The following is a 16,023-nucleotide window of genomic DNA, read 5'->3' as shown; positions in this document are numbered from 1 at the left end:
AATTAACACTGCTTATAGAAATTGAAAGAAGTGGTAATAATCTTATATTTGGCGGGATAATCAATATGCCTTTAATTATTTTTTATATTTTACCATTCCTGTTGGCGGCTTTAATATTTATGGATCTTTGCAATAGAATAAAAATAACCAATAAGGGCCTTATGGTTATTTTTCTTATTGCTTTGCCCCATGTATCCATAATTGTTTACCTGGTTAATACCATGCTTTTAAGAAAATTAGATTACGGTTTTATTGAGAATACCTTGGTTATGAGTATTTTAACTTTATCCACATATATTTTTTTAAAAGTAAATGCTTTTCCATATACCAAAAAACAAATAGAAGAGTTAAGGGTCCGGATTTTATTAGGAGGTAGACGGCTTGTTTTATATAGTTTATATACAGGCTGTACTCAAATTGTTTTTTATTTGGTTATGTTTAATGCCCTTAATTCATTTGAAATTCCAAAACATATATTTATAGCGGATACTGTAATCACAGTGCTAAGTGTTATTTTATTGTACATAAACGGAATGTTTCGCATTTTAGCTGCTTCAAAAAGAATCAACATAATAGAGAAAACTATTGCCATATCAACTATGCTCATCCCCGTTGTAAATATTCCTGTAATGCTTTATGCCTGCAGTGCAGCTAAATCGGAGTTTGAGCATGAGTGTTACAGGGTGGTAAAGCATAACATGAGGATTGAGTCTCAAGTATGCAGCACAAAATATCCACTTGTTATGATTCATGGCATTGGATTTAAGGATTATAAATACGTAAATTACTGGGGAAGGATTCCTAAGGAACTCATGAAAAACGGAGCAAAGGTGTATTATGGAAACCAGGAGGCTTTTGGCACTGTTGAGTATAATGCTCAGGATATTAAGAACAAAATATTGGAGGTAATGAGTGAAACAGGGTGTGAAAAGGTAAATATTATTGCACACTCAAAGGGAGGAATTGATGCCCGTTACATGATCAGCAAGCTGGAAATGGAAGACTATGTAGCTTCCCTTACCCTTATTGCAGTTCCAAACCAAGGCTCAAAGATAATTGATTTTATTTACTGGCTGCCAAAGTGGTTCCACCAGGGTGCAGGAAAAATAATAGACAAGTATTTCAGGCTTATAGGGGATAAAAACCCAGACTTCTTTACGTCTACCAGGCAGATCTCCACCCACTACTGCAAGAAGTTCAATGAAGAAATTAAGGACTCCGAGAAAGTCTTTTATCAAAGCTATGCAGTTGCTATGAATAATTTGTTCAGCGATTATGTACTCACCATCCCTTATTTAATCCTGAGAATATTAGGAGGAGATAATGACGGACTGGTGGAGGTTGAGTCAGCCCAATGGGGAGAATTCAGGGGAATCCTTAAAAACAGGTATAGCAGGGGTATATCTCATGGTGACATAATTGACCTTCGCAAAGACTCATATAAGGGCTTTGATGTAAGGGAAAAATATATTGAAATAGTGGCAGATCTTAAGGGAAGGGGATATTAGGAGAGCAGCGGGTATTAGAATCAGGTGATATTAGGTGATGTTAGTATTAGGGGGATTTTAACCCCCTGCTTATAGAGCGAACTAAAAATTCAATTTCCTCATCCACGCCCTTTATGTTATACTCCTTGAGAAATACAAACCTCATAGTGAAATAACCGAACATTGATGTCAGAATCATGCGGATTATAACAGGATTGGGTAAATCAATTATTTCACCGCTTGCTTTAAACTTATTGATTGTAGAGTTTATAAAATCAAATAAGTATTTGCCAACGACTGGAAGGAATTCCTTGTTAAGAACATCATTGTACAGAAACTCCTTTATAACAATTCGAAATATATCCTGATTTTTATCTATAAATTCAAATCTGTTTTTTACAACTGCTCTTATGAAAACCTCAAAGCTGTCAGCACTTTTACTTATATCATCAACAAATTCTTTGGCTATTACAGGGATTAAATCCTTCAAAAAAGGCATAATTACACACATCAGAAGATTTTCCTTGGTTCCATAATGCCGGAATATGGTTCCTTCAGCTACTCCTGCGGCTTTTGCTATCTCACTGGTGGAAGTGTTGGAATAGCCCTTTTCGGCAAACATTTTGATAGCAACCTCTACAATCTTTTGTTGTTTTGTAGTTTCCTTGCTTGAGAGTTTTGATTTTTCAAATATTTTATCCAGTATATTATCAGAAGACATTAAAATCATTTCCTTTGGCAGTTTTAATCATACCTTAATAGATTATATATATAATAATTCTCTTTGTGTATCAAACGGCATAAAAATCAATGCTTCCTGTATTTTCTTAAAACTATTATGTTAAGTATTACAAATGCAAATATAAACAATGCAAGTATTAACAAATCCTTATAGATATCGCCTATGCCCCATCCCTTATACATAATACCCTTTAATGCATCGGCACCATAGTAAAGAGGCATAAATTTGGCCAAAGCCTGAAGCCAATTTGCCATACCATCAACAGGAATAATGCCTGAGAAGAATACCTGAGGAATTATAACAATAGGTATGAACTGAATCATTTGAAACTCTGATGACGCAAAGGTTGAAAGAAGAATGCCGAGGGACAGAGCCGTCAAAGCCAGCATCAGGCTTATGAGCATAACATTCCAGATTGATCCTGCCAAAGTTACCTCAAGAACATTGATGGCGAACACCACAACAACGACAGTTTGTATAACAGCAAATATGCCGTACCCTGCTAAGTATCCTGTTAGTACTTCAGGCCTTTTTATAGGGGTTGACATCAACCGCTCCAATGTGCCGGTTGTTCTTTCCCTGAGTAAGCCTATGCCTGATATGAGAAAAACAAAGAAGAAGACGAAAAAGCCTATCAGTATGGATATAAGTATATCAAAGAAAGTTGTTTCACTGCTCCCGTATATATATTGTGTTTCAATGGAAGGCGGAGTAACTTGTAAGCTTATGGAACCGGTCTTTGGCTGAATACCCAAGGAGGTTGCCTGATTAACCTTCATTAGAAGAGCTTTAGAGCTTGCAGGATCATTATTTAAAAGAATAAGCGTAAACTTTCCGTCATTATTCTGAAGCAGCCCGTCAAGACCTTCTTTTTCAACTGTCTCATATGATGCCGATTTAAATTCTTTTATTGTTATACTGCTGCCTTCCAATGCTGAGACGATTTTTTTATCTATGCTTACTACCCCTAACTTATGGGGGGTATCGTTTTCGGTAAATAAGAAGTTCATAAGCGTAAGTATCAGAAGCGGAGCTATAAAAAGCAGTGCCAGTGTTCTCTTGTCACGAAGCATTTGAAGAATTATTCTTTTTATTAAGGCCCGTGTTCTCATGAAAGTTTACCTCCTGCCTTTATGAATACATCTTCCAAATTGATAACATTATAGGACTCCATCAGAGCTTTTGGGGTGCCCTTGGTAAGCACCTTTCCATCTCTTATCATTGCCAGTACATCACATTTTAAAGCTTCATCCATAACATGGGTTGTTATAATAATAGTTTTTCCTTCACTGTTCTTTAATCTATACAGCTCATTCCATATTCCAAGCCTCAATTCAGGATCAATGCCCACTGTAGGTTCATCAAGTATAAGCACACTGGGGTTTTGAATCAAGGCTATACCAAGAGACAGACGGCGTTTCATTCCGCCTGAATAAGCTGAAACCTTTTTCTTTAAGTGATCTGTGAGATTTGCAAGTTCTGCTACATAAGCTATACGCTTTTTCTGATCGGACTTGTTTATTTTGAAGAGGGAAGCGAAAAACTTGAGGTTTTCCTCACCGGTAAGTTCTGAGTAAAGTGCATCTGATTGGGCCATATAACCGATATTCTGCATAACTTCAAGATTGGGCATCTTTCTATCCAGCACATGAGCAGTTCCTACATCAGTCTTTTCCATGCCCACCATGATTTTTACAAGGGTGGTTTTGCCTGCACCTGAAGGACCGATGAGTCCGTAGATCTGTCCGTTTTCAATGCTTAGGCTTACATTATCAAGTACCATTCTTTTGCTATAACTTTTGCTTATGCTGTCTAACGTCACTACAGGATCCATAAGAGCTCCTCCTTATAATAAAAGTGAGTGATCACTCACTTTTATTATAAGGCTTTTGTGTTTGGCTGTCAATAAGGGGGAATTTCATTTAATACTTATCAAGCAGCTCATAAGCCATATCATAATTCCTTTTCTCTGTAAAATCAAACCATGCGGATTGTTCTTCTTTTTGCCTTAAAAGATTGGCCTTTAATTTGGAGATGGTATTCTCATCAAAAAATATTTCATTCTTTGTGCCTTTTGATTCATTGCTGTAATTAAGGACTTTTTCCAGCATATCAAAGTTCATAGATGTGATGGCGTTCTCCATCATGTTTATAAATATATCCTTTTTGATTTTATAGCCCTTGGATACCAGCAATTTTATAATTTCGAAATTGTTATTTCCATATGCACTGACTGTAGTGTCCCGCAGCTGTGATTCGTCAAGCTTAGGGCAATTATCAAAGTAGTATTCCAAAGCCTCTATTTTCCCACCGGCGGCAAGATTTAATGCAGATGCGAAAGCATTCTCCCCGTCTATAGGGATGCCTTTTTCAAGCAGATATATATACATTTTACTGCTTGGCAAGTAATATGCCGGAAAAATCTTAGGAATATGATTACTACATCCATTCTTTAGAAGATAATCAACCAGTTTATAGTCCTCCATTTGTACCACAGAGCCCAGAACCTTACGTCCAAGCTCCTTTCTCAGGTCTGCACCATTTTCTACCAAAAGGGGTATTAGTTTTTTTCCCCTTGCCATAATATCAGGGCTACTGCCCCACAAATCAGTAAACCAATTATTTATATTGGGGTTACAACCTTTGGTTAACAGATATTCTGCGGCATCATAATTTCTATTTATAACGGCGTATTCCAATGGAAGACGGTTTGTTTCGCTTGGGAGGCTCACGTCTGCTCCGCCATCAACAAGAACCTTTACCACATCGAGATATTTGAGGGCTGCTATAAGAGGAGTATCACCATTTGATGAATAATTTCCATTGTTTAGATCTACATACTTTATAAGAGTGGATACTGCCTGTGTGCGATGGTTTGCTATTGCAGCAAAGAGAGCGTTTTTAAGGTTTGTTGCAGTATAGGATTTATCATCAAGCTGCCTTGTCAGCCTTTTGATATTGCCTGCCCTTGCTGAATCCACAATATCGGTGAAAAAGTGCGAGTGTAGGGTAGATGACAATATCGTTATAAAGCACAAAACTATTATTGAAATGAACAGCTTCTTCATACTTGGTACCCCCGCTTTAAAAGTAATCTAAAATTTATTTTTGATATCCTCTTGTATGATAAGCTTAATAAAATAGGCAATATGAGGCATAGTAGAATGACAATATCAATCCTGAAAAAGTATTTTGTGGTGTTGTTTAAAAATACTGCTGATATCAATGTTAGCATAAATCCAAGGTAATAAAACAGCATGGGTCTTACAAACCTTTCGAGTTTGGGGACTATGGTGAGCTTTCCAACCCTTTCAAAGCAGTTTTTTACAAATAGTTTTCTTGACAGCCTGAAAAACACATATGAAATCATTAGCAATATTAAAGCAACCGCAAAAACTATAAAAGGAAGATCCAATAAACCACCAGACCAATCTCTTACGGAAGAGTAAGTTTTATATGTACTCAATATCACATTGTCAATGACTTTAATGTCGTTATGCCCTAAAAAATGAGACACAAAACGCATTGAATTATAATTGTTAAAAACTTGAAATATTAAAAATACCAGCGTAAATGGAAAGGCACCGAAAATCATAACCAGCAGGCTTCCTGAAATTGTTGATCCGGTCATGGATTGAATTAGCATAATAAAGCTGAATATGAGAATGGAACACGATGTGCCGGCTGTAGACCATATGGTTATATGAGTAAAATATCTGTCCCAACAGTAGTTCAGAATTAACTGAGTGTTCATAATTATGTAGACTACGAAGTAGGAAAGAATTATATTATATGCTCCAACCATCCATTTTGAGGTGATTATCTCCTCTCTTTTAAAAGGAAGGGATGTAGCAAAGGTATATGTAGAAACCTTTCTTTCATGGCTAAAAAGAATATTTGACATGAAAACTAATGTAATTGTTATAACAAATGGTCCTATAACATAGTCCGACCAATCGGTTAGTTCAAACATGATCATTGGGTCAAAAGTATTTATATAAGAGATCAGATTGACTGAAAATAAAATAAAAAGTTCCAATGACAATATGGGAAAAAACCATTTGCCATACTTCCAGTCCTTATAGAGCAATGCTTTGTTCACCTTCATGAAAACCTTCACCTCCATATATGCTGACAAATATTTCTTCAAGGGTTATATCTATTTCTTCTATCATAGAAATGCCGCAGGATTTGATCATTTTCTCAAAAGCATCTGAATAGTTTTTGACTGTCAAGTAGTATATACTGCCTATTTTATTGACAGAACAGACATCTTTGCTTTTTAATACAGCTTCAGGACACTCGGTGCTAAAAACTACCTGCAGCTTTTTTACCGTTCTTTTCAAATCATCCAGATCACCTTTATAAGTAATGCTGCCCTTATCCATAAGAACAATTGAATCGCATACCTTTTCCATATCCACAAGGTTGTGTGATGAAATTATAACCGATGTTTGCCTTTCTGCCACATCATCTATGAGGACCTGCCAAAACTGCTTCTTAGCAACAGGATCCAGGCCTGAGGTAGGCTCGTCAAGTACCAGTACATAGGGCATTGTGCATAAATTTAGCATTATGGAAAGCCTTGTTTTATTGCCCTTTGACAGCTCGCGTATTCTTTTGTCCAAACTAATTTGAAAAGTCCTGTTTAGCCCCTCATACCGCTTTAAATCAAATTCACTGTATGAGAATTTGTACATTTCTAATATTTCTCTTACCTTGAATGTTTCGTAGTAGTGGCTTGAATCGGGCACAAAACCCATTTTGGCTTTAATATCTGGATTTTCATAGACCTGCTGTCCGTTTACCGTGACATAGCCTTTGTCGGGTAACCAGATACCTGTAACGGTTTTTAGTAAAGACGTTTTTCCTGCACCGTTAGGGCCTATGAGAACAGTAATACTTCCCTTCTTTACTGTAAAGCTTACATCCTTTAATATTTCGCGGCTGTGGATCTTTTTACTTACATTGCAAATTTCAATCAAATTAATTACTCTCCTTCCATAGCTTTATATGCTTCATCAACAATACGCATAATGTCGTCTTTGCCAAGCCCTATATAATAGGCTTCAATAATTGCATCTTTTATAGAGCTTTTAATTTTACAAAGCCTGTCATCATCATCCTTAGGTATATAGTTGGAAGATACAAAGGTGCCTCTGCCTGATACGGTATCTATAACCTTCTGACGCTCCAGTTCGGAATAAGCTTTGCTGACTGTATTTGGGTTAACAGTTATTATTTTTGAAAGCTCTCTTACAGAAGGCAGTTTTTCGCCAGGCTTCAGGGTGCCCTTAACAATATTTGCTTTGATCTCATCTATTATTTGCTCATAAATAGGTTTGCTGCTTCTAGGATCAATATTTAACATCTGTACCCCGCAATAAAGTGTATTGAGTGTACTATATCAAATAGTACACTAGTATAATATCATATATAATTTGGTTTGTAAATATCTGTTTTTAATGTCTATAGCAGGACATGATCAAAGTGGTTTGCAACATTGTTTGATATGGGGGAACTTCATTGAAATAAAAAGGCTTGATATCCTTGAAAAAAGATACCAAGCCAAGAGTGATGATAGTCTATAACTAATATATTAAGGCATAATGGTTACGGTCTGGCTTTGTGCATTCCAATCAACCTTTAAGCCCAGATTTTCAAGAAGAAACCTTAGGGGCATATATGTTCTTCCGTTTATTATCTGTGGTGCTACATCAGATTCTTTTGGTACTCCGTTTACATTCATGGTTTTACTTGACACGGTGAGTGAAATGACAATATCTTTATATGAAAGCTTTGTGGCCTTCTTTTGATCATCCCAATCCACTTTGCCGCCTAAAACCTCGATAATTGTTCTTATTGGCACCAGGGTACGGGAGCTGCTTATTATGGGCACTGTTCCACGACCTGGATCTATTTCTGAATCGGAGCCGTTTACCTTCATAATGGGACTTCCTATCTTTAAGTTAATGCTTGTTACATCTCCTGAGTTTGAAGGCCCATACATGGAAAACAGGCTTTCCCAGACTCGTATGCTGCCGGTTCCAAGTCTCCATACCGTAAGACCTGGAAGCTTTTTATTTTTTGTAAGCAGTTCATACTTCAGCTTTATAGATTCAGGTGATTCATAGTGGTACTCAACTGAATCTATTTCTGATCCGTTTATCTTTAATTTTGACTTTTCTTCCTCAGTAAGCTTGCTTGCAGGGATGTGCTTTTTTGCTACTATGGGACCCTTTAAGACTTCTTCATCAGAGCTCATTTTTTCAACTTCCTCAAGTGATACCCTGTTATATGTATAATAGTAATAAAGCTTGTTGTTTATATTTTTTGAATACCTGATCCATTTCACAGGAACAATATTAATCCCAAGAAGAATTTTTTCCGGAGCTGCACCTTTGGAAAAGGCATCATTTACTGCACCTTCTACCTTGTCATAAGGCTCTGTATATGGCTGGCTCAAGGGTGAGGAGCTTATATTTTTGACTTTTCCCACCAGCTCGGAGGGAGTATTTCCTAATGCTGTATATCTTTCAAAGCTTTGAAAGTCATATGCCATTAATATTAGATAATCTGCCAGCTTGTTTATTTTAGGAATGTCATACCCGTCAAAATAACCTGAAACATTAGTAGGGTGAATAACTACAATTAATTTTTTCTGGCCCAGTTTATTGTTCAAAAGAGTGAGAAACTTTATGTATTTTTCTTTCAGACCGGTTTTCTTATCGGTGCTGTAAGTATTATTTTCTATTGTGCCTCTGAAACCTTCAAAATCCAGAACCACTCCGTCAAAGCCAAATGTACTCAGGGATTCACATATAGGATCAACTATGTATTGAAGCCACGAGCTTTCGCTCATGTTTAAAAACTCTATGGCACTGTTCTTTTTATCGCTGTATTCTGCAGCATCAAAAAATACCGAAAGATAGGCATTTCCTTTTGGATTGATTGTTTTGTATTCATCCTTTTTGCTTAAATCCAAAGAAAGTAAAGGAATTTTTATTTTTTGTCCTACTTTGATGGAGCTGTAATCACTTATACTGTTAAACTCACCAAGTAGCTTATAGGGAACTTCGTATTTGGACGCAATGGCTGACAGGCTGTCTCCCGAAACTATAGTATATTCTTCCTTAACTTCATTTCCGGTTTTGTATGGGATTCCGTACTCAGACCTATTATCAAATTTGCTTATTCCAAAGGAATATTTTGTGGTGAACTGGATTTTATCTTCATTGTTTCTGGCAAGCCTTGCCCACTGAAAGTACATATTGTTGTCGCTGGTTGAAAAGACTTCTTTAACATTATCAAACTCTGTGGAACTGTCAATTGAATAGAAAACATTTATTGAACCTGCAGATAGGAATAATGTGTTGCATAAAAAAACAATGATAATTAAACCTGCTAACTTTAAGCTTTTCATTTGTGTGGTGCCTCTTTCCTGTTAACTTTTTCCTAGTTGTGTATTGTTTATATTATATTTTATCTGAAATGCTCTGCTTTTTCAACCAGCTCAGAATTAAAACATCAAGCTCTCTGCTTAATTCCAGAAGCTCCTCCGAGTTACCTATGCCGTTTAGACTAATGTACCTGTTAACCTTTTCCTGCTTTTTCCGTATCTTATTTTCCAGGGAGTTTCCTCTTTTCAATACATACACATCCTTGTCTGGTAAATTTTGATGTTTGGCGATCATGAAGATTTTGCTTGGTATAAAGTTTAAAATTAAAGCAAAGCTGAGATGACAAAGAAGCAGCTTGCACTTACAATAAAGATACTTAATTTAAGTATCTTTATCTATGTCTAGCCTTTAAGCTAAAACTATAAACTGTGATGTCATATTATTTGACCGTTCACTGGAATTTCCTTTTGAAAAAAAGATAACACTATTGGCTGGAAATATATAATATTGTTATTCATACTAGTTAGTATTATATATTTTATTGCACAAAATGTCAATACATTCCTATAATGTAAATAAATCGACACCCAAATCCAACTTGATTGCTATATTAAACACATATTAATTTAATCGGCAAATTATTTATTAAGGAATAGACCAATTTTTTCAATGTCTAGGAAATCGTGGAGTTAGTAGAGCCAGGGGATTAAATGCCCCAGAGACTTGTAAGAAGGAATTTGCAGTGCAAATATACTTTAGCTTATCTGAGGGGCATAAGGGTTTTTACAATTTTTAAAATTACATCCCTTTTCCAGGGATAACAGCATCAACAATACCGTAAACCAAAGCACCTACTATAGCTCCAAAATACGATACGCTATATCCGGGTACAAAGTATTGAGTTACATATATTATTACTGCAGCCAGTATAAAACCTGATATTCCTCTACCGAACGGAGATGCATTTAAGTTTAAAAAACGTAGAGCCAAATAATCCAGAACCGCTAAAATAACAGCTCCAAACACAAGCGGCCACATTCCATTTATCGCAAATCCGGGAGTAAGGAAGGCTGTAATTCCAAGAATTACAATACTAGATACCAGCCTTAATACTAGATGCATAATTCCTACATCGCCTGTCTTTGCGTATTGATTAGCCATTATACAACATCCTTTCATATTTAGATTCATAAATAGTGTTAACAGTTACTTGAAAAATTATTCAGTATGAAAAGGTATACAATATAATTGTATAAAATTATAATTTTATATATAATATTATAGATAAAATTATATGAGGTTATATTTTAGTCATTCCTTAAGTTAATTTAAAGGAAGAAAGGTGTTATGGAACAATTTTCAATAGCAAAATGATTGTTGCAGAACATATGCTGAGAGGAGAAAGCAAATGAAACAAATAAAAGTACGATTTGCACCAAGCCCTACCGGGCATCTACATATAGGAGGAGCCAGAACCGCTTTGTTCAATTACCTTTATGCAAAGAACAACAACGGCAAATTTCTTGTCAGGATTGAAGACACTGATTTAGCACGTTCTTCATACGAGTCTGAGCAGGTTATAATAAACGATTTAAGATGGCTTGGCATCAATTGGGATGAAGGAATAGATGTTGGCGGTGATAATGGACCCTATAGATCAACTGAGCGTAAGGATGTATATAACAAATTTGTAGATCAGCTTTTAGAGAGCGGTAAGGCATACAGATGCTTCTGTTCCCAAGAGGAATTAGATGCTGATAGAAAAATGCTGGAAGAGAAGGGCGAGCTTCCAAGGTATCTTGGAAAGTGCAGTCACCTTACAAGCGAACAGATACAGCAAAATATTGCAGAGGGCAAAAGGTATACAATAAGATTTAAGGTTCCCCTCAATGAAACAATAACAGTTAATGACAAGGTTAGAGGCAATGTAGAATTTGACAGCAATGGTGTTGGAGATTTTATTATTGTGAAATCGGATGGAATTCCTGTATACAACTTTGCCGTTGTTATCGATGATCACCTGATGGAAATAACCCATGTCATAAGGGCGGAGGAGCACTTATCCAACACACCTAGGCAAATACTCATATATGATGCACTTGGTTTTGAAAAGCCTGAATTTGCACATGTATCGTTGATATTGGGCCATGATCACACAAAAATGAGCAAAAGGCACGGCTCCACATGGGTAGAGCAGTACAGGGATCAGGGATATTTGCCTGAGGCAATAGTCAATTTTCTTGCTTTACTAGGATGGTCCCCTGAAAGCGAAGAAGAAATATTTAATATGGACCAGTTGATTTCTCAGTTTTCCCTCAACAGGGTATCAAAAAACCCTGCGGTTTTTGATATAAACAAACTAAACTGGATGAATTCTCAATATATAAAAGCAGCATCGGTTGAGTATGTTACAGAGCTTGCCATACCCCAGCTTAAAAAGGCCGGCTATATAAGTGATGATATTTCAAAGGAGGAGAATGACAGGATCTGCAAAATGATAGCCAGCATAAAGGATGGCATATCCTATATGGCTGAAGTTCCTGCCAAGCTTAAAATATTCTTTGATGATGACGTGACACCCGAGAATGAAGAGACCATGGAGATAATGAAGGGTGAGCAGGTCCCCGGGCTTCTTGATGTTTTTGTGAACAAGGTGCAGGAAGCTGAAATTATTGACGAGGAATTCGGAAAAGGGATTTTTAAAGTCATTCAAAAGGAAACCGGCATCAAGGGCAAAAACCTTTTCATGCCCATACGTATAGCTCTTACCGGGAAAATGCACGGACCTGAACTCTACGACATAATTGCCATACTCGGAAAAGATGGTATAATTAAAAGAATAAAATCATCAAAGTGATGGGGCTAATTGCATAACCCATATTAATTTGATAAAATAGATTGTATTAAATATATTAAAGATGATGATTGGGAGAGTAGCCTTAAAATGGCTTCAGAGAGAAACTGATAACCGCGGATTGTAACCGGTTAGGCTGAAAACAGTTTCAGACTATTTTATTGTGAAGTGCACCCATGAATTTGGAGCTGAATTAAAATAGGCTTTCACGGAGAAGCACCGTTATGCTATTTAAGATAGGTTTATTCCTGAATTAGAGTGGAACCGCGGTTAAACCCGCCTCTATATGAGCATAGAGGCGGGTTTTCTATTTGATATTTAGGAAATTATGATCTATTCTGTATCGTAATATTATTAAGTGAGGTTTTGATTATGATTAAGGAATTGATTAATGATGCAAGAAGTATTGCACGTAGAGATCCGGCAGCCAAAAGCATTCTGGAGGTAATTATCCTTTACCCGGGTTTTCATGCCATATTTAATTACAGAATAGCTCACTGGTTTTACAAAAGAAATTTATTTTTTATTGCACGTTTAATTTCACAGATTTCAAGATTCCTGACTGGAGTAGAAATACATCCTGGTGCAAAAATAGGAAGAGGGCTTTTTATTGATCACGGCATGGGAGTTGTTGTGGGCGAAACAGCGGAGATCGGAGACAACTGTACAATATACCATGGGGTTACCCTTGGCGGTACCGGTAAGGATAAGGGAAAACGTCACCCAACTATAGGTAACAATGTCCTCATAAGTGCAGGTGTTAAAATATTGGGTCCATTTAAAGTCGGAGATAATGCCAGGATTGGTGCAAACGCAGTAGTGCTGAGAGAGGTTGAACCCAATACAACTGTTGTAGGGGTTCCGGCAAGGCCTGTTAGGAAAGGCGATGAGAAGATTGTTCCATCTTTCGAATTAGACCAGATCCATATTGGTGACCCGATAGCTCAGGAGCTTTGCAGAATGAGGGCAAGAATAGAATACATTGAGAAGCTCCACGAAGGAGAAGACAATGTGCACTTTAGAAAAGAGCTTAAGAAAATGACATATGAGAGATTTGAACAGTGTGACTTGGAATAGATCTTACATTTTAAATACAGATCATTTTAGAGGACGAAGGGAGAATTAATTTATGAAGTTGTTTAACACTATGACTAGAAAAAAGGAAGAGTTTAAGCCTTTAGAGCCAAATAAGGTAAAAATGTATTCATGCGGACCAACCGTTTACAATTATTTTCATCTCGGAAATGCCAGACCTTTTATTGTTTTTGACACTTTAAGAAGGTACCTTGCATATAAGGGCTACGATGTAACATTTGTACAAAATTTTACCGATATAGATGACAAAATGATAAACAAGGCCAATCAGGAAGGAATTACAGTTAAGGAACTGGCTGATAGGTTCATTGATGAGTATTTCATTGATGCAAAGGGACTTGGAATAGCCGAAGCTACGGTGCATCCAAAGGCTACAGAAAATATCGATGCGATTATTGACCTTATTAAGAAGCTGGAGGATAAGGGTTTTGCATACAATATAGACGGGGATGTATATTTTAACACCAAAAGCTTTAGGGAGTACGGAAAGTTGTCCCAGCACAGCCTTGACGATCTTGAGGCAGGAGCAAGAATAAGCGTTGATGAGAGAAAGCGTGACCCGATGGATTTTGCACTCTGGAAAGCTCAAAAGCCTAACGAGCCGGCATGGGAGAGCCCATGGGGTATGGGACGCCCCGGATGGCATATCGAATGCTCTGCCATGTCCATGAGATACTTGGGGGAAACAATTGATATTCACAGTGGAGGCCTGGACCTGACGTTCCCTCACCATGAAAATGAAATTGCACAGAGCGAAGCTGCTACAGGAAAGCCTTTTGCGTTATATTGGCTGCATAACGGGTTTATTAATGTCAATAATGAGAAGATGGCCAAATCAAAAAATAACTTTTTTACTGTGAGGGATATAGTTAAGAAATATGACTATGAGGTTATAAGGTTTTTTATGCTTTCCGCACATTACAGAAGCCCCATAAACTTTAGTGATGATCTTCTAGAACAGGCAAAGTCCGGTCTTGAAAGGCTCTACACCTGCCTTGAAAACTTGAACTACCTGTTGGGAAACAAAGCTGCATCAGAAGCTGGGGATATCAATGAAAACTACAAAAATGAGCTTTTATCGTATAAGGGTAAGTTTATTGATGCGATGGATGACGATTTAAATACAGCAGATGCACTTGCAGCTCTGTTTGATATGGTAAGAGAGATAAACTCCTTTGTGAATTCCGGCAATGAGGTTTCCTACGGCAGTCTTGTTTATTCAAAAGAGCTTTTAAAGGAGCTTGGAAGCGTACTGGGACTTTTGCAAAAGGAAAACAATAATAATCTGGATAGTGAAATTGAGGAATTGATAAATAACAGGCAGCAGGCCAGAAAGGATAAAAACTGGAAGTTGGCGGATGAGATTAGGGATAAGCTTAAAGATATGGGGATAGTACTTGAGGATACGCCCCAGGGAGTTAAGTGGAAACGAATTTAATAACTCTATAAATGTATTTAATAGAAGAAGGCGATTACTTTTATAATCGCCTTCTATTTACGTTCATGTTTGCAGAAGATGAAAAATTTGCTTATAAAAACAAAAAACTGCGGCTTTTGCTCTTGCCGCAGATTCCTCTATATTTATATCAAAAATAGGAGGTAAAAGTATAAGTGTACACTATTATTATAAAATTATATTTATATCTAGTCAATGTACAAATTGTTAATAAAAAGTTATTAATTAGTAAATTTTTTTATTCACTTTTCACAAATTGCACTATAAATTATTAGGAAGCTTTTTAAAAGCTAAGAATTTATTGATCTTTTTTGGGGTTTTATAATCTTTTTTATTATCTCGGGTTTATTTACATATCATTTGAAGTATGCTAAAATTATTATAAATAGAAATCAATTGCATTTATGCTTCAATTAAATTTTAACATTTTAATATTATAAATTTTTAATTTTCTAGTCTGTAAAATTGGTGTGGTTCTTTGTTTTCCAGAATATTATAGTAAACTTCAAATATGGAGAAAAATATGAAAGTACTTATTGCTGATGATGTATTATTCATGAGAAGATTATTGTCCAATCAATTAGCCAAATATGGCTATGAGGTTATAGAGGCGGAAAACGGTGAGGATGCGGTTCTCAAATGTATAAGAGAACAACCTGATTTGGTTTTTATGGATGTTGTTATGCCCAAAATGGATGGAATCACGGCTACCAGGCTTATAAAAAATGAGATAAGCGGCAAGATAATAATTTGCTCTGTCATAAGCGATAAGAATAAAGTGCTTGAAGCAATTAAGGCGGGAGCAAGCGATTATATAGTAAAACCTGTTAATGACAAACGTCTCCAGGAAACCATCAATAAGTTTTGCAGTGTGCCAAGTGAATAGTCAGGGTGAATAATTCTTAGGTCTAGTAACAGCTTTCTCATGCCTCCTATATATCATCAAACCTCGATTTTTATTCTTTCAGCCAATAAAAAATGAATATTTT

Annotated in this window: 15 protein-coding genes and 1 other annotated feature; of the genes, 5 read left to right on the top strand and 10 right to left on the bottom strand. The window is 36.4% G+C overall.

Annotated elements, in window-relative coordinates:
• The first annotated feature begins 65 nt into the window (after positions 1 to 65).
• Entirely contained in the window at positions 66 to 1,508 is a 1,443-nt protein-coding gene (locus tag VIO64_RS10995) for a triacylglycerol lipase (RefSeq protein ID WP_331918075.1), read from the top strand.
• Positions 1,509 to 1,554: 46 nt separating this feature from the next.
• Here the strand turns inward: VIO64_RS10995 and VIO64_RS10990 are convergent, their stop codons facing one another.
• The 10 genes from VIO64_RS10990 to VIO64_RS10945 form a co-directional block, all read right to left on the bottom strand.
• Positions 1,555 to 2,208, bottom strand: coding sequence for a TetR/AcrR family transcriptional regulator (locus tag VIO64_RS10990; protein WP_331918073.1), 654 nt, complete (start codon positions 2,206 to 2,208; stop codon positions 1,555 to 1,557).
• 86 nt (positions 2,209 to 2,294) lie between these two features.
• On the bottom strand, positions 2,295 to 3,341 hold the full coding sequence (locus VIO64_RS10985) for an ABC transporter permease (RefSeq protein ID WP_331918071.1): 1,047 nt from the start codon (positions 3,339 to 3,341) through the stop codon (positions 2,295 to 2,297).
• Positions 3,338 to 4,063 (bottom strand): ABC transporter ATP-binding protein, encoded by a 726-nt coding sequence (locus VIO64_RS10980; RefSeq protein ID WP_331918069.1) that lies wholly within the window; start codon positions 4,061 to 4,063, stop codon positions 3,338 to 3,340. The genes VIO64_RS10985 and VIO64_RS10980 overlap by 4 nt, the downstream gene beginning before the upstream one ends.
• A gap of 88 nt (positions 4,064 to 4,151) precedes the next feature.
• Positions 4,152 to 5,297 carry an ankyrin repeat domain-containing protein gene (locus VIO64_RS10975; RefSeq protein WP_331918067.1) on the bottom strand — a complete coding sequence of 382 codons (1,146 nt, stop codon included), beginning with the start codon at positions 5,295 to 5,297 and terminating at the stop codon, positions 4,152 to 4,154.
• Positions 5,294 to 6,337, bottom strand: coding sequence for an ABC-2 transporter permease (locus tag VIO64_RS10970; RefSeq protein ID WP_331918065.1), 1,044 nt, complete (start codon positions 6,335 to 6,337; stop codon positions 5,294 to 5,296). The genes VIO64_RS10975 and VIO64_RS10970 overlap by 4 nt, the downstream gene beginning before the upstream one ends.
• On the bottom strand, positions 6,309 to 7,214 hold the full coding sequence (locus VIO64_RS10965) for an ABC transporter ATP-binding protein (RefSeq protein WP_331918063.1): 906 nt from the start codon (positions 7,212 to 7,214) through the stop codon (positions 6,309 to 6,311). The genes VIO64_RS10970 and VIO64_RS10965 overlap by 29 nt, the downstream gene beginning before the upstream one ends.
• Positions 7,215 to 7,219: 5 nt before the next feature.
• The gene (locus VIO64_RS10960; protein WP_331918061.1) at positions 7,220 to 7,600 is read right to left on the bottom strand and encodes a GntR family transcriptional regulator; all 381 of its coding nucleotides are present in this window, start codon (positions 7,598 to 7,600) and stop codon (positions 7,220 to 7,222) included.
• A gap of 228 nt (positions 7,601 to 7,828) precedes the next feature.
• A complete protein-coding gene (locus VIO64_RS10955; protein ID WP_331918059.1) occupies positions 7,829 to 9,652 on the bottom strand; it encodes a stalk domain-containing protein in 1,824 nt (607 codons plus the stop codon).
• A 52-nt stretch (positions 9,653 to 9,704) separates the two neighbouring features.
• Positions 9,705 to 9,878, bottom strand: coding sequence for a Spo0E family sporulation regulatory protein-aspartic acid phosphatase (locus VIO64_RS10950; RefSeq protein ID WP_331918057.1), 174 nt, complete (start codon positions 9,876 to 9,878; stop codon positions 9,705 to 9,707).
• A 549-nt stretch (positions 9,879 to 10,427) separates the two neighbouring features.
• Positions 10,428 to 10,790: a phage holin family protein gene (locus VIO64_RS10945; protein WP_331918055.1), complete on the bottom strand. Its 363-nt coding sequence runs from the start codon at positions 10,788 to 10,790 to the stop codon at positions 10,428 to 10,430.
• 247 nt (positions 10,791 to 11,037) lie between these two features.
• On the opposite strand from VIO64_RS10945, the gene gltX reads away from it, so the two are divergent.
• From gltX to VIO64_RS10925, 4 genes are all read left to right on the top strand, one after another.
• Complete coding sequence (gene gltX / locus VIO64_RS10940) at positions 11,038 to 12,486, top strand: glutamate--tRNA ligase (RefSeq protein WP_331918053.1); 1,449 nt, start codon at positions 11,038 to 11,040, stop codon at positions 12,484 to 12,486.
• 55 nt (positions 12,487 to 12,541) lie between these two features.
• Positions 12,542 to 12,770: a binding site (T-box leader), on the top strand.
• 85 nt (positions 12,771 to 12,855) lie between these two features.
• A complete protein-coding gene (gene epsC, locus VIO64_RS10935) occupies positions 12,856 to 13,560 on the top strand; it encodes a serine O-acetyltransferase EpsC (RefSeq protein ID WP_331918051.1) in 705 nt (234 codons plus the stop codon).
• Between the two features lie 52 nt (positions 13,561 to 13,612).
• On the top strand, positions 13,613 to 15,016 hold the full coding sequence (cysS, locus tag VIO64_RS10930; RefSeq protein ID WP_331918049.1) for a cysteine--tRNA ligase: 1,404 nt from the start codon (positions 13,613 to 13,615) through the stop codon (positions 15,014 to 15,016).
• Positions 15,017 to 15,557: 541 nt separating this feature from the next.
• Positions 15,558 to 15,920: a response regulator gene (locus VIO64_RS10925; RefSeq protein WP_331918047.1), complete on the top strand. Its 363-nt coding sequence runs from the start codon at positions 15,558 to 15,560 to the stop codon at positions 15,918 to 15,920.
• Positions 15,921 to 16,023 lie beyond the last annotated feature (103 nt).

It is taken from the genome of Pseudobacteroides sp. (assembly GCF_036567765.1).
Classification (GTDB): domain Bacteria; phylum Bacillota; class Clostridia; order Acetivibrionales; family DSM-2933; genus Pseudobacteroides.
Note: the sequence above shows the minus strand (reverse complement) of the source record. Positions and strands in the feature narration are given on the sequence as shown.

Coding starts and splice junctions, on each gene's coding strand:
- VIO64_RS10995 (WP_331918075.1), top strand. CDS start 66: ATGCCTTTAATTATTTTTTATATTTTACCATTCCTGTTGGCGGCTTTA.
- VIO64_RS10990 (WP_331918073.1), bottom strand. CDS start 2,208: ATGTCTTCTGATAATATACTGGATAAAATATTTGAAAAATCAAAACTC.
- VIO64_RS10985 (WP_331918071.1), bottom strand. CDS start 3,341: ATGAGAACACGGGCCTTAATAAAAAGAATAATTCTTCAAATGCTTCGT.
- VIO64_RS10980 (WP_331918069.1), bottom strand. CDS start 4,063: ATGGATCCTGTAGTGACGTTAGACAGCATAAGCAAAAGTTATAGCAAA.
- VIO64_RS10975 (WP_331918067.1), bottom strand. CDS start 5,297: ATGAAGAAGCTGTTCATTTCAATAATAGTTTTGTGCTTTATAACGATA.
- VIO64_RS10970 (WP_331918065.1), bottom strand. CDS start 6,337: ATGAAGGTGAACAAAGCATTGCTCTATAAGGACTGGAAGTATGGCAAA.
- VIO64_RS10960 (WP_331918061.1), bottom strand. CDS start 7,600: ATGTTAAATATTGATCCTAGAAGCAGCAAACCTATTTATGAGCAAATA.
- VIO64_RS10955 (WP_331918059.1), bottom strand. CDS start 9,652: ATGAAAAGCTTAAAGTTAGCAGGTTTAATTATCATTGTTTTTTTATGC.
- VIO64_RS10945 (WP_331918055.1), bottom strand. CDS start 10,790: ATGGCTAATCAATACGCAAAGACAGGCGATGTAGGAATTATGCATCTA.
- gltX (WP_331918053.1), top strand. CDS start 11,038: ATGAAACAAATAAAAGTACGATTTGCACCAAGCCCTACCGGGCATCTA.
- epsC (WP_331918051.1), top strand. CDS start 12,856: ATGATTAAGGAATTGATTAATGATGCAAGAAGTATTGCACGTAGAGAT.
- cysS (WP_331918049.1), top strand. CDS start 13,613: ATGAAGTTGTTTAACACTATGACTAGAAAAAAGGAAGAGTTTAAGCCT.
- VIO64_RS10925 (WP_331918047.1), top strand. CDS start 15,558: ATGAAAGTACTTATTGCTGATGATGTATTATTCATGAGAAGATTATTG.